General features: G+C 51.1%; 28 protein-coding genes. 2 read left to right on the top strand and 26 right to left on the bottom strand.

The features are described from left to right. Nucleotides 1-79: 79 nt before the first annotated feature. The 26 genes from rpsM to ybeY all read right to left on the bottom strand — a co-directional run bounded on the left by rpsM (nt 80) and on the right by ybeY (nt 13520). Nucleotides 80-457: a 30S ribosomal protein S13 gene (rpsM, locus tag CLV58_RS08410; RefSeq protein WP_106137354.1), complete on the bottom strand. Its 378-nt coding sequence runs from the start codon at nt 455-457 to the stop codon at nt 80-82. Nucleotides 458-459: 2 nt separating this feature from the next. Next, nucleotides 460-576, bottom strand: coding sequence for a type B 50S ribosomal protein L36 (gene ykgO, locus CLV58_RS08405; protein WP_009284800.1), 117 nt, complete (start codon nt 574-576; stop codon nt 460-462). A 78-nt stretch (nt 577-654) separates the two neighbouring features. Continuing rightward, nucleotides 655-873, bottom strand: a complete 219-nt coding sequence (gene infA / locus CLV58_RS08400) for a translation initiation factor IF-1 (RefSeq protein ID WP_018618718.1) — start codon at nt 871-873, stop codon at nt 655-657. Nucleotides 874-881: 8 nt separating this feature from the next. Next, entirely contained in the window at nt 882-1721 is an 840-nt protein-coding gene (gene map / locus CLV58_RS08395; RefSeq protein ID WP_425443500.1) for a type I methionyl aminopeptidase, read from the bottom strand. A gap of 6 nt (nt 1722-1727) precedes the next feature. Continuing rightward, nucleotides 1728-3047 carry a preprotein translocase subunit SecY gene (secY, locus tag CLV58_RS08390; RefSeq protein ID WP_106137353.1) on the bottom strand — a complete coding sequence of 440 codons (1320 nt, stop codon included), beginning with the start codon at nt 3045-3047 and terminating at the stop codon, nt 1728-1730. Between the two features lie 30 nt (nt 3048-3077). Further along, a complete protein-coding gene (gene rplO / locus CLV58_RS08385; protein ID WP_106137352.1) occupies nt 3078-3554 on the bottom strand; it encodes a 50S ribosomal protein L15 in 477 nt (158 codons plus the stop codon). 96 nt (nt 3555-3650) lie between these two features. Beyond that, nucleotides 3651-3830 carry a 50S ribosomal protein L30 gene (gene rpmD / locus CLV58_RS08380; RefSeq protein WP_106137351.1) on the bottom strand — a complete coding sequence of 60 codons (180 nt, stop codon included), beginning with the start codon at nt 3828-3830 and terminating at the stop codon, nt 3651-3653. A gap of 20 nt (nt 3831-3850) precedes the next feature. Beyond that, nucleotides 3851-4369 (bottom strand): 30S ribosomal protein S5, encoded by a 519-nt coding sequence (gene rpsE / locus CLV58_RS08375; RefSeq protein WP_106137350.1) that lies wholly within the window; start codon nt 4367-4369, stop codon nt 3851-3853. Nucleotides 4370-4382: 13 nt separating this feature from the next. Further along, nucleotides 4383-4733, bottom strand: a complete 351-nt coding sequence (gene rplR, locus CLV58_RS08370; protein WP_106137349.1) for a 50S ribosomal protein L18 — start codon at nt 4731-4733, stop codon at nt 4383-4385. A 99-nt stretch (nt 4734-4832) separates the two neighbouring features. After that, complete coding sequence (rplF, locus tag CLV58_RS08365; RefSeq protein ID WP_106137348.1) at nt 4833-5390, bottom strand: 50S ribosomal protein L6; 558 nt, start codon at nt 5388-5390, stop codon at nt 4833-4835. A gap of 13 nt (nt 5391-5403) precedes the next feature. Next, complete coding sequence (rpsH, locus tag CLV58_RS08360; RefSeq protein ID WP_106137347.1) at nt 5404-5802, bottom strand: 30S ribosomal protein S8; 399 nt, start codon at nt 5800-5802, stop codon at nt 5404-5406. 74 nt (nt 5803-5876) lie between these two features. After that, a complete protein-coding gene (gene rpsN, locus CLV58_RS08355) occupies nt 5877-6146 on the bottom strand; it encodes a 30S ribosomal protein S14 (RefSeq protein WP_106137346.1) in 270 nt (89 codons plus the stop codon). 9 nt (nt 6147-6155) lie between these two features. Then, nucleotides 6156-6716, bottom strand: a complete 561-nt coding sequence (gene rplE, locus CLV58_RS08350) for a 50S ribosomal protein L5 (protein ID WP_106137345.1) — start codon at nt 6714-6716, stop codon at nt 6156-6158. A 13-nt stretch (nt 6717-6729) separates the two neighbouring features. Further along, nucleotides 6730-7092: a 50S ribosomal protein L24 gene (gene rplX, locus CLV58_RS08345; RefSeq protein ID WP_106137344.1), complete on the bottom strand. Its 363-nt coding sequence runs from the start codon at nt 7090-7092 to the stop codon at nt 6730-6732. A 3-nt stretch (nt 7093-7095) separates the two neighbouring features. After that, on the bottom strand, nt 7096-7464 hold the full coding sequence (gene rplN, locus CLV58_RS08340; protein ID WP_012930232.1) for a 50S ribosomal protein L14: 369 nt from the start codon (nt 7462-7464) through the stop codon (nt 7096-7098). A gap of 3 nt (nt 7465-7467) precedes the next feature. Next, on the bottom strand, nt 7468-7809 hold the full coding sequence (gene rpsQ, locus CLV58_RS08335; protein ID WP_106137343.1) for a 30S ribosomal protein S17: 342 nt from the start codon (nt 7807-7809) through the stop codon (nt 7468-7470). 11 nt (nt 7810-7820) lie between these two features. Further along, complete coding sequence (gene rpmC, locus CLV58_RS08330; RefSeq protein WP_106137342.1) at nt 7821-8006, bottom strand: 50S ribosomal protein L29; 186 nt, start codon at nt 8004-8006, stop codon at nt 7821-7823. Nucleotides 8007-8027: 21 nt separating this feature from the next. Next, on the bottom strand, nt 8028-8459 hold the full coding sequence (gene rplP / locus CLV58_RS08325) for a 50S ribosomal protein L16 (protein ID WP_106137341.1): 432 nt from the start codon (nt 8457-8459) through the stop codon (nt 8028-8030). Nucleotides 8460-8543: 84 nt separating this feature from the next. Continuing rightward, on the bottom strand, nt 8544-9407 hold the full coding sequence (gene rpsC / locus CLV58_RS08320) for a 30S ribosomal protein S3 (RefSeq protein ID WP_106137340.1): 864 nt from the start codon (nt 9405-9407) through the stop codon (nt 8544-8546). A 5-nt stretch (nt 9408-9412) separates the two neighbouring features. Next, nucleotides 9413-9805, bottom strand: coding sequence for a 50S ribosomal protein L22 (gene rplV / locus CLV58_RS08315; protein ID WP_106137339.1), 393 nt, complete (start codon nt 9803-9805; stop codon nt 9413-9415). Between the two features lie 106 nt (nt 9806-9911). Then, a complete protein-coding gene (rpsS, locus tag CLV58_RS08310; RefSeq protein ID WP_106137338.1) occupies nt 9912-10190 on the bottom strand; it encodes a 30S ribosomal protein S19 in 279 nt (92 codons plus the stop codon). Between the two features lie 83 nt (nt 10191-10273). Then, nucleotides 10274-11098: a 50S ribosomal protein L2 gene (gene rplB, locus CLV58_RS08305; protein ID WP_106137337.1), complete on the bottom strand. Its 825-nt coding sequence runs from the start codon at nt 11096-11098 to the stop codon at nt 10274-10276. A gap of 30 nt (nt 11099-11128) precedes the next feature. Then, nucleotides 11129-11416, bottom strand: a complete 288-nt coding sequence (rplW, locus tag CLV58_RS08300) for a 50S ribosomal protein L23 (RefSeq protein WP_106137336.1) — start codon at nt 11414-11416, stop codon at nt 11129-11131. Between the two features lie 15 nt (nt 11417-11431). Beyond that, the gene (gene rplD / locus CLV58_RS08295; RefSeq protein ID WP_106137335.1) at nt 11432-12061 is read right to left on the bottom strand and encodes a 50S ribosomal protein L4; all 630 of its coding nucleotides are present in this window, start codon (nt 12059-12061) and stop codon (nt 11432-11434) included. A 3-nt stretch (nt 12062-12064) separates the two neighbouring features. Further along, complete coding sequence (gene rplC, locus CLV58_RS08290) at nt 12065-12685, bottom strand: 50S ribosomal protein L3 (protein WP_106137334.1); 621 nt, start codon at nt 12683-12685, stop codon at nt 12065-12067. 415 nt (nt 12686-13100) lie between these two features. Next, complete coding sequence (gene ybeY / locus CLV58_RS08285) at nt 13101-13520, bottom strand: rRNA maturation RNase YbeY (RefSeq protein WP_106137333.1); 420 nt, start codon at nt 13518-13520, stop codon at nt 13101-13103. A 93-nt stretch (nt 13521-13613) separates the two neighbouring features. Between ybeY and CLV58_RS08280 the strand changes: the two genes are divergently transcribed. Then, entirely contained in the window at nt 13614-14642 is a 1029-nt protein-coding gene (locus tag CLV58_RS08280; RefSeq protein ID WP_106137332.1) for a zinc-binding dehydrogenase, read from the top strand. 174 nt (nt 14643-14816) lie between these two features. After that, the gene (locus CLV58_RS08275) at nt 14817-15965 is read left to right on the top strand and encodes an aminotransferase class I/II-fold pyridoxal phosphate-dependent enzyme (RefSeq protein WP_106137331.1); all 1149 of its coding nucleotides are present in this window, start codon (nt 14817-14819) and stop codon (nt 15963-15965) included. Nucleotides 15966-15967: the final 2 nt, after the last annotated feature.

Below are 15967 nucleotides of genomic sequence, written 5' to 3'. Positions count from 1 at the left end.
GTAAGTCATCGGTTTGTATTACGTGCTAACTGGAATACAGAGCGGCAAATACACCTGATAACGATGAGCGACCGATTAATTATTTCGTTACTTTCTTCTTGTTAGCAACCGTCTTCCGCTTACCCTTACGTGTACGCGAGTTGTTTTTGGTATGCTGACCACGAACCGGAAGACCTTTCCGGTGACGCAGACCACGGTAGCAACCAATGTCCATCAGACGCTTGATGCTCAGCTGCACTTCCGAACGGAGTTGACCTTCCACTTTGTACTCATTCGTAATCGTGTTACGTACGGCACTTGCTTCTTCGTCTGTCCACTCGCTGGCTTTTTTGTCCACGCTGATACCAGCGTCAACCAGAATCTTCTTCGCCCGGCTCCGGCCGATGCCGTAAATGTAGGTCAGCGCGATTTCACCACGCTTCTTATCCGGAATATCAACACCTGCAATACGTGCCATTCTTAGCCTTGTCTTTGTTTGTAACGGGGATTCTTCTTGTTGATCACGTACAGCTTCCCTTTCCGACGGATCACGATGCAGTCTTCGCTGCGCTTCTTGATTGACGCTTTAACTTTCATGATTCTACAGTTTTTCGGTTCAATGTTTACGGTCGACGATGGTATTGCTACGCACTGAAAACTGTAAACCGTAAACCCTTATTTGTACCGGTAAACAATACGCGCCTTACTCAAATCATAAGGCGACATCTCCAGTTTCACGCGATCTCCGGGAAGGATTTTGATGTAGTTCATCCGCATCTTCCCGGAAATATGAGCGATTACCTCATGCTTGTTTGCCAGTTCTACCCGGAACATTGCATTCGATAATGCTTCTAAGATTATACCGTCCTGCTCTATTGAGTTTTGCTTTGCCATGTTTGCTTTTACGCTGCCACCATTTCTTGAGTATCAACCATGAGACTCGTGTTGGCCGTTACCGCTTCGATGTACTCGAACGTGGTTAGTATTTCTGCTTTCCCCTTGCGGACGGCAACCGTATGCTCAAAGTGTGCCGAAGGTTTCCGGTCAACGGTACGGATTGTCCATCCATCGCGTTCCTGAACGATTGCTTTTTTTCCGAAGTTGATCATCGGCTCGATGGCCAAGATCATTCCTTCGTGCAACTTCGGTCCTTGTCCCCGCTTTCCATAGTTTGGCACTTCAGGTGCTTCGTGCAGATTCTGCCCGACACCGTGTCCCACTAATTCACGAACAACAGAGTATCCGAATTTCTCAGCGTACGTTTGAACGGCATACCCAACATCGCCGACTCGGTTACCTTCCACTGCTTTCTCTATACCCATGTACAACGACTCCTTCGTACGGGCTAGTAAGCGTCTTACAGCAGGCGAAACGTTACCAACAGGGTAAGTGTAGGCGCTATCGCTATGATAACCGTTCAGCTTAACACCACAATCAATCGAAATGATATCGCCATCACGAACTTCATAACGACCAGGAATTCCGTGTACGACAACGTCATTGACTGATATGCACAGGGAAGCCGGAAACTTGTTATATCCAAGAAATGAAGGTGAGCCCCCATTATCCTTAATAAACGTTTCAGCGACCTTATCAAGTTCCTTCGTCGTAACACCCGGTCGAACCAGTTTAGCCACTTCGGCATGCGCTTTTCCAAGAATCTGCGCACTGATTTTTATCAGTTCGATTTCTTCATCGCTTCTGATATAAATCATCTTATCCTTTTTGTCCGAACCGGCCATAGTTCCTTAAGCGACCGCAGCCGTTTCGTTAGTACGTCCTTGTACACGACCAGACTTCATCAGGCCTTCGTAACGACGCATGAGCAGATAGCTTTCTACTTGTTGCAGCGTATCAAGGACTACACCAACCATGATAAGCAATGAGGTTCCGCCGAAGAACTGAGCGAAACCACTGGTCATCCCCAGCAGGTTGGCAATGGCAGGCAGAATAGCAACGATAGCCAGCATGATGGCACCAGGCAACGTGATCCGATCCAGTACAGTACCGATGTATTCCGATGTCTGGAAACCGGGTTTCACACCGGGAATGAATCCGCCACTACGTTTCATATCATCGGCAATCTGGGTTGGGTTAACCGAGATAGCTGTGTAGAAAAACGTAAAGACAATGATCAATACAGCAAACAGAACATTGTATTGCCACGAGGTATAGCTGCTGAACGAATTCTGAACGCTTGCGGCAAAATCGCTCTTTTCAGCAAACAACTGAGCAACGTACCCTGGAATGAACATCAGCGCCTGGGCGAAGATGATTGGCATCACACCCGCTGCGTTTAGCTTCAATGGCAAATACTGCCGTTGGCCACCAACAACTTTGTTACCAATTACCTGCTTGGCGTACTGGATTGGAATCCGCCGAACAGCCTGCGTTAAAACAACCGCGCCCATGATTACAAAGTACAGAGCGACCATCTCAAGTACGAAGATCAACAGACCAGCCGTACCACGTGACTGCTGCTCACCGATAATAGCACCCGGAAGCCGGGATACGATGCCGATCATAATGATCATCGAGATACCGTTACCAATACCTTTGTCAGTGATCCGTTCACCCAGCCACATACAAAAGATTGTACCAGAGGTGAGAATGAACAGCGACGATATGGTAAACAAGCCCCGGTCGATGTACAGCGCATCCTGTGGAACGGTTGTCTGGACGTATGTTAACGCCTGAACAGCCGTAACGACGATGGTAAGCACCCGGGTGATCTGATTCAACCGCTTCCGGCCAGATTCGCCTTCCTTCTGCATTTTCTGGAAGTAAGGCAACGCCAGCGTTAGCAGCTGAATGGCAATCGACGCCGAGATGTAAGGCATGATACCCAGCGCAAAGATCGAGGCCTTGCTGAATGCACCACCAAGAAACGTGTCGAGCAGCCCCAGCAGTCCCTGCGGGTTAAGATTCAATTTGCTTGGATCGACACCCGGCAGAACAATAGCAGAACCGAGACGAAACGCCGTGATAAACAACAACGTGTTGAGGATGCGAGTCCGCAACTCGTCAATTGCAAAAATATTCTTAAACGTGGTGATCAGTCGGTTCATACGATGTAACGGCTACTGCCGCCCTCACAACTAGTTAGCTGCTTCTTCCTTTGCTTCTTTAACGGGCGTAATCGCTTTACCACCCGCCTTCTCAATCGCTTCTTTAGCGCTGGCCGAGAAAGCATGGGCGTGAATTTCTACAGCCGATGTAAGTTCACCACGGCTTAGTATTTTCACAAGATCTTTTTTCGCCACCAGACCATGCTCCGCCAGGAAGTTCAGATCTACTACAGTAGCTTTCGTCTCGTCAACCAGTGCCTGAATCGAGTCCAGATTGAGTGGTTTGTACTCAACACGGTTAATGTTTTTGAAGCCGAACTTCGGTACCCGACGCTGAAGGGGCATCTGACCACCTTCAAAGTGGGTTTTACGGCTGTAACCTGAGCGCGACTGCGCCCCTTTGTGACCACGGGTTGACGTACCGCCCATCCCCGAGCCTTGCCCGCGTCCGACTCGCTTGCGCTCTTTGACGGAACCTTTTGCCGGTCTAAGGTTGCTTAGATTCATTGGAGTTGTTAATAAAAAAAGATGATTCTTTTGGCTTTCAGGTCATTCACGTAGAGACACGGTGAACCTGCAAAACCAAAAGAATCGCAAATGTACTTAAATTTCTTCAATCTTCACTAGGTGTTGCACCTTCGTGAGCGTTCCTTTCAGTGAATCATTCAATTCACGCTCGACGCTCCGATTGATTTTGCCCAGGCCAAGCGACTTGATCGCGTTTTTCTGGGTCTGCGGCCGCTTGATCGTGCTGCTGACCTGCGTAATGCGTACTCGTGCCATGTCTTCTATTGCCTGTTAAATTAACCGTTGAACACTTTGGCCACGCTTACCTGACGCTGGAAGGCTACCTGGTGAGGCAGACGCATTTTCAGCAGTGCATCGAGCGTAGCTTTTACCACGTTGTGCGGGTTCGACGAACCTTTCGATTTGGCCAGGATGTCGTGCACACCAGCTGACTCCAGCACAGCGCGCATAGCGCCACCGGCGATCAGGCCCGTACCCGGAGCGGCTGGTTTCAGCAGGACAAAGCCACCGCTGAATTTACCTTCCATCTCGTGGGGAACCGTGCGCTTCAGCAAAGGGATCTGAACCAGATTCTTCTTTGCATCTTCCACGCCTTTTGCAATAGCGTCGGTTACCTCGTTGGCTTTGCCCAGGCCGTAGCCGACAACGCCATTGCCATCACCAACGACTACGATAGCCGAGAAGCTAAACCGGCGACCACCTTTTACCACTTTAGCTACGCGGTTGATGGCTACCACCTTTTCTTTCAGGTCGGCTTCGTTGTATTTTGTAGGTCTTGCTGCGTTCGTATTCATGCGCAATAATTGCTTAGAACTTAAGGCCACCCTCGCGGGCTGCGTCGGCCAGTGCTTTTACTTTACCGTGATAGAGATACCCGTTGCGGTCGAACACAACAGTACTGATGTTCTGGGCAACTGCTTTCTCTGCCAGCCGCTGACCTACTTTCTTAGCAGTTTCAACGGTGTTGCCGGTTACTTCGCTCTTCAGTTCAACTGACGAAGCAGAAGCCAGCGTGTGACCAGCTACGTCGTCAATAAGCTGCGCATAAATTGCGGTATTCGACCGGAAAACCGACAGACGCGGACGCTCAGCCGTACCCGATACTTTGGCACGGATACCAAACTTGATCCGTGTTCTTCTTTCTTGTTTCGTTGCCATGTTATTTGATTCCGACCAAATAGGCGATTAAAATGTGTTCGGTTTTCGGTATACGGTTCTCGATAAACAATGCCGTAAACCGAAAACCGTGTACTAAAACTATTTCTTCGACGAAGACTTACCAGCTTTCCGACGAACTTCTTCGCCAACGAACCGGATACCTTTGCCCTTGTACGGCTCAACTTTACGCAGCGAACGAATCTTTGCCGCTACGTCGCCTAGCAGTTGCTTGTCTGAACCTTCCAGATAAACTTTCGGGTTCTGCCCTTTCTCCGTAACAGCCGTTACTTTGATTTCTGTCGGTACCGCAACATAAACGTTGTGCGAATAGCCAAGCTGCAACTCCAGGACGTTGTTGGTAACAGCCGCTTTGTAACCTACCCCAATGATTTCGAGGTTCAGTTTGAAGCCTTCGCTTACACCGGTTACCATGTTGTTCACCAGTGAACGGTATAGACCGTGCATGGCTTTATGACGCTTCTGCTCAGTAGGACGCGACACCTGAATCTGACCATCTTCGACAGCTACCGAGATGTCCCGGTCAACTGTCTGCGTGAGCGTGCCCTTCGGTCCTTTTACGGTTACTACGTTCTGGTCATCGACCGACAGCGTAACGTTACTTGGCAGAGCAATGGGTTTCTTACCTATACGTGACATTGTTCAGTTCGGATTAATAGACGTAACACAGTACTTCACCACCTACGTTAAGCGTCTTCGCTTCTTTATCGGTCATTACACCTTTCGAAGTCGAGATGATCGCTACACCCAGTCCGTTGAAGATACGGGGCAGGTTGTCGGCACCCCGGTACTGACGGAGACCCGGACGGCTCACACGCTGCAAGTCAACAATGGCCGACTGTTTGGTTGTCGGGTTGTATTTCAGCGCGATTTTGATGCTGCCCTGTGCGGTGCTATCGTCGAACTTATAGTTCTGAATGTACCCTTTATCATAGAGCACTTTCGTAATCTCTTTCTTTATATTCGAAGCAGGGATCTCCACAACCCGGTGCTTGGCACGGATAGCGTTTCTGACGCGGGTCAGGTAATCTGCTATTGGATCTGTATTCATTCTGAGCGTTGCGTTACTTGCAAACCAGTAGGTTCACAAAATTACGGAAACTGAATTGTTGCTTTAGACTTGGCTTACCAGCTTGCCTTGGTTACACCAGGGATTTTACCGGCCGATGCCATTTCCCGGAACGTTACCCGAGAGATACCAAACTTCCGCATGTATCCCCGTGGGCGGCCCGTCAGTTTGCAACGGTTGTGCAGCCGAACTGGCGATGCGTTTTTGGGCAGTTTGTCCAAACCGATGTAATCACCGGCAGCCTTCAGGGCAGCCCGCTTTGTAGCGTATTTGGCTACCAGTGCTTCACGTTTCCGCTCCCGCGCTTTGATTGATTCTTTTGCCATGTCGGTATCTTATTGTTTGCCGCCAGATTTTGCGAACGGCATACCCATTGCTTTCAACAATTCGTAGCTTTCGTTATCCGTGTTGGCCGTCGTCACAAACGTGATATCCATACCTGAAATACGGGCTACTTTGTCGATACTGATTTCGGGGAAGATGATCTGCTCCTGTACGCCGAAGGTATAGTTACCACGACCATCGAATCCTTTGTCGCTAATGCCTTTGAAGTCACGAACGCGGGGAAGTGCTACAGTCGTCAGACGATCGAGGAACTCGAACATCCGCTCGCCACGCAACGTCACCTTTGCACCGATCGGCATTTTCTCCCGCAGTTTAAAGTTCGAAACGGCTTTCTTCGACAGCGTCGGAACGGCTTTCTGACCCGTGATGGTCGTCAGCTCTTCAACACCTACGTCAACCAGTTTCTTGTCAGCTACAGCAGCTCCGATACCTTTGTTGATGACAATCTTGCTCAGGCGGGGCACTTGCATGACCGACTTGTACTGGAATTTGTCTTTCAACTGAGGAACAACCTCGTTCAAATATTTTTCTTTCAGTCTTGGCGTTGCCATTTCTATAGACCTTTTATTGTTTGCGGTACGAATCCGGGATAAAGTTGCCCGTCTTCTTGGAGAAGCGCTGTAGTTTACCCTTTTCGTTTACTTTACGACCAGTGCGGGTGGGTTCGCCGGTAGCAGGATCGACCAGCATCAGATTGCTGATGTGGACTGAACCTTCTGTTTTTACCAGATTTCCCTGCGGATTTGAAGCCGTTGGCTTCAAGTGTTTCGTAATCATGGCGACGCCTTCGACACGAGCGCGATCTTTCTCCACGATCACTTCTTTCACGACACCGCGCAACCCTTTTGAGTTTCCACCGATGACGACGACGGTGTCGCCTGCCTGGATGTGGAATTTATGTTTTGGAAGCGTTATTTTCTTTTCCATCGCTTACAGTACCTCAGGGGCTAACGATACAATTTTCATAAACTGCTTCTCGCGCAACTCACGGGCTACGGGTCCGAAAATCCGGGTTCCCCGTGGCTCATCGTTGTTGTTGAGCAGAACGGCAGCGTTGTCTTCAAAGCGGATGTACGATCCGTCTTTCCGGCGTACTTCCTTCTTCGTGCGAACGACTACGGCTTTCGATACCGTACCCTTCTTCATATTGCTGGACGATAGCGCCTGCTTCACCGTCACAACGATCTTATCACCGACCGATGCGTAGCGTTTGCCGGTACCGCCCAGGACGCGGATAACCAGCACCTCTTTCGCGCCACTGTTATCGGCAACTCCTAATCTTGATTCTTGCTGTACCATGGCTTACTTCGCTTTTTCGATGATTTCGACTAAACGCCAACGCTTGTTTTTGCTCAACGGACGGGTTTCCATGATGCGAACGGTGTCGCCGATACCACATTCGTTGTTTTCATCGTGCGCGGTGAGTTTCTTCGTCTTGTTCTGAAACTTACCGTACAGGGGATGCTTCACCTTGCGCTCGATAGCAACGGTGATCGTTTTCTGCATCTTGTTGCTGGTTACCCGGCCGATGCGCTCTTTGCGGTTATTACGCTCCGACGTAGCTGCGGTTTCAGCCTGAGGCTGGGCGACGGCTACCGGCGTTTGCTCTTCTGTCTGCGGAGTGGCTGCTTGTTGCTCTTCCATAATCGGTTTACTTAGGATTTAGCGGTCAGTTCCGTGTTCAAACGAGCTACGCGCTTCCGGCTTTCACGGATACGCATCGGGTTCTCGATGGGCGATACAGCGTGCGCGAACTTCAGTTTCAGCAGTTGATTCTGCTCAGCACTAAGCTCCGTGCGCAGTTGCTCAACCGTCAATCCTTTCAAATCTTCTTTTTTCATTTTGTTTGTCGCTTTAGGCTACTATTCCTGACCCTGCTCCTGGTAATCGCGACGGACTACAAACTTGGTCCGTACCGGCAGCTTCTGAGCCGCAAGGCGCAGCGCTTCCATTCCAGTTGCCAGATCAACACCCGTTGCTTCAAACATGATCGTGCCGGGTTTCACGACGGCCACCCAATATTCGGGAGCACCTTTACCTTTACCCATCCGTACTTCAGCCGGCTTCTTGGTGATTGGCTTATCGGGGAAAATCCGAATCCAAACCTGACCTTCCCGCTTCATAGCACGCGTTACCGAAATACGGGCGGCTTCAATCTGACGGGCGGTGATACGGCCGGGCTCCAGCGACTTAATACCGAAGGTACCGAAGGCTATCTCATGACCGCGCGATGCAATACCGGGAATCCGGCCTTTATGCATCTTACGGAATTTAGTTCTTTTTGGCTGTAACATTTCTATAGAAAGGTTTACAGTTTACAGTTAACGGTTTTCGACTAGCACTAAGTTCAGTGCGAAAACTGAAAACTGTAAACTCGTTTATCGTCTCTGTCCACCGCCACGGTTGCCGCCCTGACCACCGCCACGGTTGCCACCCTGACCACCACCACCACGGTTGTTACCACCGCGATCATTGCGATCACCACGGCCACGACCACCACGATCGTTTCCGTCACGATCACCGCGTGGGCCACGACGGTCGCCACGATCAGCCGGACCAGCCGAACGTTCGTTGGCTTGTGCCTGACTCATCATAGCAGCAGGAGACAGATCACGCTTGCCGTATACTTCACCTTTGAAAATCCACACCTTGATGCCGATTTTACCGTAAACCGTTTGGGCTTCCGAGATCGCGTAATCGATGTCGGCACGCAGCGTATGTAGGGGGACACGGCCCTCTTTATACTGCTCCGAACGGGCAATTTCAGCACCACCCAGACGACCCGATACTTTTACTTTGATACCCTGAGCACCAACGCGCATTGCCGACTGAATAGCCTGCTTCATGGCGCGACGGAACGAAATACGAGCCTGTAGCTGCTGAGCAATTGCTTCACCAACCAGTTTGGCATCGATTTCAGGACGCTTGATCTCGAAGATATTGATCTGGACATCTTTGCCCGTGATCTTTTTCAGCTCTTCCTTGATCTTGTCGACCTCACCACCCCCTTTACCAATCACGATACCCGGACGGGCTGTGTGAATGGTCAGGGTTACACGCTTCAGCGTCCGTTCGATAACGACGCGGGCGATAGCGCCTTTCGGGATACGGGCTGCGATGTACTTACGGATTTTCTCGTCTTCAACGAGTTTGTCCGAGAACTCTTTACCGCCGTACCAGCTCGACTCCCAGCCCCGAACAATACCAAGTCGCAGGCCAACTGGATTAATTTTTTGTCCCATTTCTCTTATTGTTCGTTTTCTGAGGTAGTTGCTTCAGCGGGTTCGATGGCGGCTTGTACAGCGCTGTCGATAACAATCGTGATGTGGTTCGACCGCTTCCGAATCCGGTGACCACGACCTTGTGGAGCGGGACGCAGACGCTTCAGCATCGGGCCACCATCAACGAAGATCGTTTTTACGTACAGGTCAGCATCTTCAATCCGCTCATCAGCGTTTTTCTGCTGCCAGTTAGCTACAGCCGACAGCAACACCTTTTGTAGGGTGGCTGCGCCAGCCTGCGGCTGAAATTTCAGAATACCCAGCGCCCGGCTTACGCGCTGACCACGAATGAGGTCAGCGATCAACCGCATCTTACGGGGCGACGTGGGCACATCTTTAAGTTTTGCTACTGCTTCCATTTGGAATTGTGAGTTGTAAAGTCTTATAGTTGTTGTGTTGTAAAGTTTATCGGTTGCGTCAGCATCACTTTATAACTTTTGAACTCGACAACTATACAACTTCAGTTTATCGTTTGCCCTTGTCTTTCTTGGCGGTGTGCCCCCGGAAGTTGCGCGTGGGAGAAAATTCGCCCAGTTTGTGACCAACCATGTTCTCCGTTACATAGACAGGAATGAATTTATTCCCGTTGTGAACAGCGAACGTGTGGCCTACGAAATCTGGCGAAATCATCGACCGACGCGACCAGGTTTTGATAACCGATTTGCGGCCCGACTCATTCTGCGTCTGTACTTTGTTGTCCAGACGAAAGTCGATATATGGGCCTTTTTTGAGTGAACGTGCCATTGTTGTTGGTTCAAGGTTCAAAGTTTAAGGGCTAAGGTTGTTGCGGTGAACATCAAACTTTAACCGCTAAACTTTTAACCATTTTATTTTTTGCGTCGGCTAATAATCATGCTTTCAGAAGCCTTGTTCTTCTTACGGGTCTTCTGACCTTTAGCGAACTGACCATTCCGTGACCGGGGGTGACCACCCGAAGCCCGGCCTTCACCACCACCCATCGGGTGATCGACAGGGTTCATTACCACGGCGCGGACGCGTGGACGACGACCCAGCCAACGATTACGACCAGCCTTACCAACGACAACGTTCATGTGATCGGGGTTCGAAACCGAACCAACCGTAGCCATGCAGGCGCTCAGTACCCGGCGGGTTTCGCCCGACGGCATACGCAGGATAGCGTACTTGTCTTCACGACCAACCAGCTGCGCGTACGTACCAGCCGACCGAGCCATTGCACCACCTTTACCAGGGGTCAGCTCGATGTTGTGAACGATCGTACCAACCGGCATAGCGCTCAGTGGCATGGCGTTTCCAACGTCTGGCGTCGAGCCTTCGCCCGACTGTATTTTCTGACCAACGGTGATACCCTGTGGTGCGATGATGTACCGCTTCTCACCGTCTGGATACTGCACCAGCGAGATGCGGGCCGAACGGTTGGGATCGTATTCTACAGTCAAAACTTCGGCTGGTTGGCCGACTTTGTCGCGCTTGAAATCAATGATACGGTAGTGCCGCTTATGACCTCCACCAATGTAGCGCATAGTGCGGTGGCCTTCGTTGTTACGGCCGCCGGTTCTCTTCAGGGGCTCCAGCAGGCTTTTTTCCGGCTTGGAGGTGGTTATTTCCGCAAAGTCGGGTGCCACGCGAAAACGTGTACTCGGCGTTATTGGTCTTAGTTTTTTAACTCCCATGACTGTTTTAATGGTAGGGCAATGCCCGGTTTACAGATCAGCGTAAATGTCGATTACTTCGCCTTCTGCCACCGTAACGATTGCTTTCTTGGTGGTTGGGGTCTTACCCGTTACAACGCGGCCGTTGATATTCTTGCTGCGGTTTTTACCATATACCCGCATCGTGTTTACCGACGTCACGTTCACGCTGTACATCTTCTCGATCGCTTTACCGATCTCGATTTTGTTGGCTTTCTTATCGACCTCAAAAGCATACTTTCCCTGCTTGTTCAGGTCCGTCATCTTCTCCGTGACGATTGGGCGTTTCAGTACGTTCATGTTCTTTGGTCGAGACTACTGGTTGAACAGCGTTTGAATGGTCGACAGCGCGGCTTCGCTGATCAGGAGTTGATCGGCGTTCATCAGGTCGTAGGTATTAACCTGCGCAGCTGTGGTCACCTTTGCTTTCTCTACGTTCCGGCTCGACAGAACGACGTTCGCGTCGAGGTCAGGCAGGATGAGCAGCGTTTTACGGCCCGTCAGTTGCATATCGTTCAGGAACTGAACGTAATCTTTCGTACGGGGCGCTTCCAGCGCGATTGAATCGATGACCGAAATTTTAGAAGCCTGTGCTTTTGCAGCCAAAGCTGACTTACGCGCCAGCGACTTCACTTTCTTGTTCAGTTTGAAGCTATAATCGCGGGGACGGGGACCGAAGATCGTACCACCACCAACGAATACAGGTGACTTGGCGCTACCGGCCCGTGCACCACCCGTACCTTTTTGCTTCTTCAGTTTGCGGGTCGAGTGGGCGTTTTCAGCGCGCTCTTTCGCTTTGTGTGTACCCTGACGCTGATTGGCCAGGTATTGTTTCACGTCGAGGTAGATCGCGTGCTGATTCGGCTCGATGCCGAATACATCTTCGGGCAGCGTGACTTTCTTGCCTGTGTCGACGCCCTTGCTGTTATATACGATTACGTCCATAGCCTATTTCTCGATGATAACGTATGAATTTTTGGCTCCTGGAATCGAACCACTAACAACGAGCAGGTTTTGCTCAGACATGACACGCAGAATGCGCAGGTTTTGCACTTTCACGCGGTTACCGCCCATACGGCCGGCCATACGCAGCCCTTTGAAGACGCGCGAGGGGAACGAACAGGCACCGATCGAACCTGGGTGACGACCCCGGTTATGCTGACCGTGCGTCTGACCGCCTACACCACCGAAACCATGACGTTTCACAACGCCTTGGAAGCCACGACCTTTCGCCGTTCCGACTACGTCAACGAAGTCGCCTTCGCCGAATACGTCAGCGGCCGTCAGCGTGTCGCCAAGCGTAAACTCTTTGTCGAATTCCTTGAACTCAACGAGTTTGCGCTTAGGCGTGGTACCCGCTTTCTTGAAGTGGCCCAGCTCCGGCTTGTTGGTGTGCTTTTCTTTTTTCTCGCCGAAACCCAGTTGCACAGCCGTGTAGCCGTCTTTCTCGACGCTACGGACTTGGGTAACGACACAGGGACCCGTTTCAATCACTGTACATGCCAGAGCCTGCCCGTCCGCATTGTACACGCTGGTCATCCCGATTTTCTTGCCAATTAAACCAGACATTTGTGTTTGTTTAAAGTAAGCAGGTGAAAAATGGTACTAATTTCCGCATCGGACCTTCCGAATTGGGCCGCAAAAGTAGACATTATACCGGACGAATCCTATATCTATCTAGCAGTCAGGCCCGAAAACAACATAAAAAAAGGCCGGGCGCGCTGCACCTGACCTTCAATATCACAGCGAGTGTCCGCCTGCGCGGGCTCAGCTGCTGAAAAGTCAGGTGTGGTTTCTGCTGAGTCGCTTACACGGTAGCGGACCTTCACCTATCGTATGTCATTCACTCGGGTTCCGAGTTTGGGACTGCAAAAGTAGTGATTCTCTGATAGAAACAAAAAATTTGCAATAACAAATTTGTGAGGAAAAATAAATCTACCCTACCCCTTCTCAAGATCAGCTATGGTACAAAGGCAAGCCGTTGTTATGCCGGAAAAACGGCCATCCAATTTTCTTCATGTTGCCGCATAGCCGTAGCCTCCTCGTCTAACTTATCGCCGTAACCACAGAGGTGCAACAGGCCATGAGCCAGTACCCGGCGCATTTCCAGTTCGGGCGTTATATTCAACTGCTTGGCGTTATCGGCCACGCGCTCGACACTTATGAAAATATCGCCTTCCAGCTTGTCATCTTCTTCGCGCTGGTCGAACGTGATAATGTCCGTATAGTAATCATGCTGCAAGTAATCGCGGTTGACCTGCAACACATATTCGTCGGAGCAAAAAATGTAATTCAGTTCACCAATTCGGTATCCTTCCTGCTTGGCCTGTTCGGTAAGCCACTGCCGGGTTTTCTGTTTGTGCGGAAGTTTATAATCGATGTCTTCGTTGAAAAAGCGAATCATGGCGAACGGATCGGTACAAAATGAGTTTACCCGTTGCGGGCAGTGCAGCAACCTTATTAAGCCGGTTGTCTGCTACAGCGGCAAAGATACCGTATGAAAGCCATTCAACTGAGTGAAACGCACCAGCCGGTGCAACTCGTCGACGTCCCCACCCCTACCCCCGGCCCCGATGAGGTACAGATTCGCCTGCGAGCCGCTGCGCTGAATCACCGCGACGTATTTGTGCAACAGGGTTTATATCCCGGTATGAAACTACCGGCTATTCTGGGGTCCGACGGGTCAGGTTCGATCAGCGGTCTGGGTTCGGCTGTACGTGATTTACAGGTTGGTCAGGATGTTATCATCAATCCAGGGCTGTACTGGGGTAAAAATCCACGCTTCTACGGACCCGACTTTCGCATTCTGGGCATGCCAGACGCGGGTACCTTTGCTGAGTACGTTACCGTTCCTGCTCGCTACGTCCATCCCAAGCCGGCGCATCTGTCGTTTGAACAGGCAGCAGCCATTCCACTCACGAGCCTAACGGCCTGGCGTGCGCTCGTTACCCGGGGACGTCTGAACCAGGATCAATCGACCGAACGGGTTCTCATCACCGGCATTGGTGGTGGAGCAGCTTTGTCGGCCCTACAATTTGCCGTGGCTATCGGCGCGGAGGTATGGGTCACGTCCGGCTCGGACGAAAAAATTCAGCGGGCCATCGAGCTTGGCGCAAAGGGGGGCGTTAATTACAAACAGGCGGACTGGCTCAAGCAATTGATGACACAAACGGGCGGTGGCCGAACGGGTTATTTCGACGTCATCATCGACAGCGCAGGCGGACCGGGCTTCGCCAAGTTGATCGATGCGGCAGCTAGTGGCGGGCGTATTGTTTTTTATGGCGGCACAACCGGAAACATCACGGACATCGCCCCGCCTAAGGTGTTCTTCAAACAACTCGACATCCTGGGAACGACAATGGGAACTGAGCAGGAGTTTACGGATATGCTTACCTTCGTCAACAAGCATCGCATCACGCCGATTGTCGACACGGTACTGCCACTGGTAGAAACCGAACAGGCTCTGCGTCGGATGGAGTCAGGAAAACAGTTTGGCAAGATTGTGCTGTCGATTGCGCGCAACTGAGTATTCGCCAAATTTGTTTTGTCTCTTTCGCGTCCGCTCAATAAGAATACACCGAGTTCATACCATAAACCCCAACTTATCCACAATTGCTATGTGGATAAGTTGGGGTTTATACACATTTAGCCTGTAAACAGTTGACTCCGTAATCAATCGGAAGCAGTGTATTTTTGCGCCATGATTGAAACGACACAACCAGTTTTACAGGCGATAGCCCACCGACTGGCCACTCGGCAGCAGGACGGGTCGCTTCGATCGTTACGCGTTAATGGATCATTTGTCGATTTAAGCTCCAACGATTACCTTGGTTTAGCTCGCTCGTCGACCCTACGATCGGCCATTCAACAGGCGGTCGATCAAGACTCCTTATTTAATGGAGCTACCGGCTCTCGACTATTGGCAGGGCAGACCGAACTGGCGGACCGTGTCGAGGTCGAACTCGCTGATTTTTACCGATCAGAACGAGCGCTGATTTTTAACTCCGGTTACGATGCGAACGTCGGGCTATTGGCCTGCCTGCCCCAGAAAGGCGATACGCTACTAACCGACGAGTTGATTCATGCCAGCATGATCGACGGGGCTCGGCTGAGTTACGCTGCGCGCCATCGATTCCGGCACAACGACTTGTCGGATCTGGAACAACAGCTGCAAAGAGCAACGGGACAGGTGTTTGTCGCGGTTGAATCAGTCTATTCGATGGACGGAGACTTCGCTCCGTTACCCGAACTGTGCGCTTTATGCGATCGATATGGTGCAGCATTGCTCGTCGATGAAGCACATGCATCGGGCGTATACGGCCCGAATGGTGAAGGACGCGTCGTCGCACTGGGTTTGCAGGACCGGGTACTGGCGCGTATACATACATTTGGTAAAGGAATGGGTGTACACGGAGCAGCCGTTATCGGGTCGGCCTTGCTGCGCGACTACCTGATCAATTTTGCCCGTTCCTTTATCTATACCACGGCCTTGCCCCCCCATAGCTTGCTGGCCATCCGGGAAGCGCATCGACTAGTTCAACGTGATAGCGACATCCGGCACCACCTAGCTGACCGGCTACACTATTTTCAGACCCAGGTAGTAGCGCAGTTACCTGCCACTCGCTGGACCGATAGTCAATCACCCATTCAGTGTCTGCTCGTCAGCGGAAACGACGAAGCACGTCGGGTTGCTCTAGCAGGACAGCAGGCTGGCCTTGATTTGCGCGCCATCCTCAGCCCGACCGTACCGATTGGGCAGGAACGGATTCGTATCTGTCTGCATGCATTCAACACGACCGACGAACTCGATCGGTTACGGATGGTTCTACAAACCGCCCTACCTCATTAATT

The organism is Spirosoma oryzae (genome assembly GCF_003002825.1).
Classification (GTDB): domain Bacteria; phylum Bacteroidota; class Bacteroidia; order Cytophagales; family Spirosomataceae; genus Spirosoma; species Spirosoma oryzae.
Note: the sequence above shows the minus strand (reverse complement) of the source record. Positions and strands in the feature narration are given on the sequence as shown.

Bases quoted from the DNA above. Each gene is read 5' to 3' on its own strand.
- rpsM (WP_106137354.1), bottom strand. From the start codon at position 457: ATGGCACGTATTGCAGGTGTTGATATTCCGGATAAGAAGCGTGGTGAA.
- ykgO (WP_009284800.1), bottom strand. From the start codon at position 576: ATGAAAGTTAAAGCGTCAATCAAGAAGCGCAGCGAAGACTGCATCGTG.
- infA (WP_018618718.1), bottom strand. From the start codon at position 873: ATGGCAAAGCAAAACTCAATAGAGCAGGACGGTATAATCTTAGAAGCA.
- map (WP_425443500.1), bottom strand. From the start codon at position 1,721: ATGGCCGGTTCGGACAAAAAGGATAAGATGATTTATATCAGAAGCGAT.
- secY (WP_106137353.1), bottom strand. From the start codon at position 3,047: ATGAACCGACTGATCACCACGTTTAAGAATATTTTTGCAATTGACGAG.
- rplO (WP_106137352.1), bottom strand. From the start codon at position 3,554: ATGAATCTAAGCAACCTTAGACCGGCAAAAGGTTCCGTCAAAGAGCGC.
- rpmD (WP_106137351.1), bottom strand. From the start codon at position 3,830: ATGGCACGAGTACGCATTACGCAGGTCAGCAGCACGATCAAGCGGCCG.
- rpsE (WP_106137350.1), bottom strand. From the start codon at position 4,369: ATGAATACGAACGCAGCAAGACCTACAAAATACAACGAAGCCGACCTG.
- rplR (WP_106137349.1), bottom strand. From the start codon at position 4,733: ATGGCAACGAAACAAGAAAGAAGAACACGGATCAAGTTTGGTATCCGT.
- rplF (WP_106137348.1), bottom strand. From the start codon at position 5,390: ATGTCACGTATAGGTAAGAAACCCATTGCTCTGCCAAGTAACGTTACG.
- rpsH (WP_106137347.1), bottom strand. From the start codon at position 5,802: ATGAATACAGATCCAATAGCAGATTACCTGACCCGCGTCAGAAACGCT.
- rpsN (WP_106137346.1), bottom strand. From the start codon at position 6,146: ATGGCAAAAGAATCAATCAAAGCGCGGGAGCGGAAACGTGAAGCACTG.
- rplE (WP_106137345.1), bottom strand. From the start codon at position 6,716: ATGGCAACGCCAAGACTGAAAGAAAAATATTTGAACGAGGTTGTTCCT.
- rplX (WP_106137344.1), bottom strand. From the start codon at position 7,092: ATGGAAAAGAAAATAACGCTTCCAAAACATAAATTCCACATCCAGGCA.
- rplN (WP_012930232.1), bottom strand. From the start codon at position 7,464: ATGGTACAGCAAGAATCAAGATTAGGAGTTGCCGATAACAGTGGCGCG.
- rpsQ (WP_106137343.1), bottom strand. From the start codon at position 7,809: ATGGAAGAGCAACAAGCAGCCACTCCGCAGACAGAAGAGCAAACGCCG.
- rpmC (WP_106137342.1), bottom strand. From the start codon at position 8,006: ATGAAAAAAGAAGATTTGAAAGGATTGACGGTTGAGCAACTGCGCACG.
- rplP (WP_106137341.1), bottom strand. From the start codon at position 8,459: ATGTTACAGCCAAAAAGAACTAAATTCCGTAAGATGCATAAAGGCCGG.
- rpsC (WP_106137340.1), bottom strand. From the start codon at position 9,407: ATGGGACAAAAAATTAATCCAGTTGGCCTGCGACTTGGTATTGTTCGG.
- rplV (WP_106137339.1), bottom strand. From the start codon at position 9,805: ATGGAAGCAGTAGCAAAACTTAAAGATGTGCCCACGTCGCCCCGTAAG.
- rpsS (WP_106137338.1), bottom strand. From the start codon at position 10,190: ATGGCACGTTCACTCAAAAAAGGCCCATATATCGACTTTCGTCTGGAC.
- rplB (WP_106137337.1), bottom strand. From the start codon at position 11,098: ATGGGAGTTAAAAAACTAAGACCAATAACGCCGAGTACACGTTTTCGC.
- rplW (WP_106137336.1), bottom strand. From the start codon at position 11,416: ATGAACGTACTGAAACGCCCAATCGTCACGGAGAAGATGACGGACCTG.
- rplD (WP_106137335.1), bottom strand. From the start codon at position 12,061: ATGGACGTAATCGTATATAACAGCAAGGGCGTCGACACAGGCAAGAAA.
- rplC (WP_106137334.1), bottom strand. From the start codon at position 12,685: ATGTCTGGTTTAATTGGCAAGAAAATCGGGATGACCAGCGTGTACAAT.
- ybeY (WP_106137333.1), bottom strand. From the start codon at position 13,520: ATGATTCGCTTTTTCAACGAAGACATCGATTATAAACTTCCGCACAAA.
- CLV58_RS08280 (WP_106137332.1), top strand. From the start codon at position 13,614: ATGAAAGCCATTCAACTGAGTGAAACGCACCAGCCGGTGCAACTCGTC.
- CLV58_RS08275 (WP_106137331.1), top strand. From the start codon at position 14,817: ATGATTGAAACGACACAACCAGTTTTACAGGCGATAGCCCACCGACTG.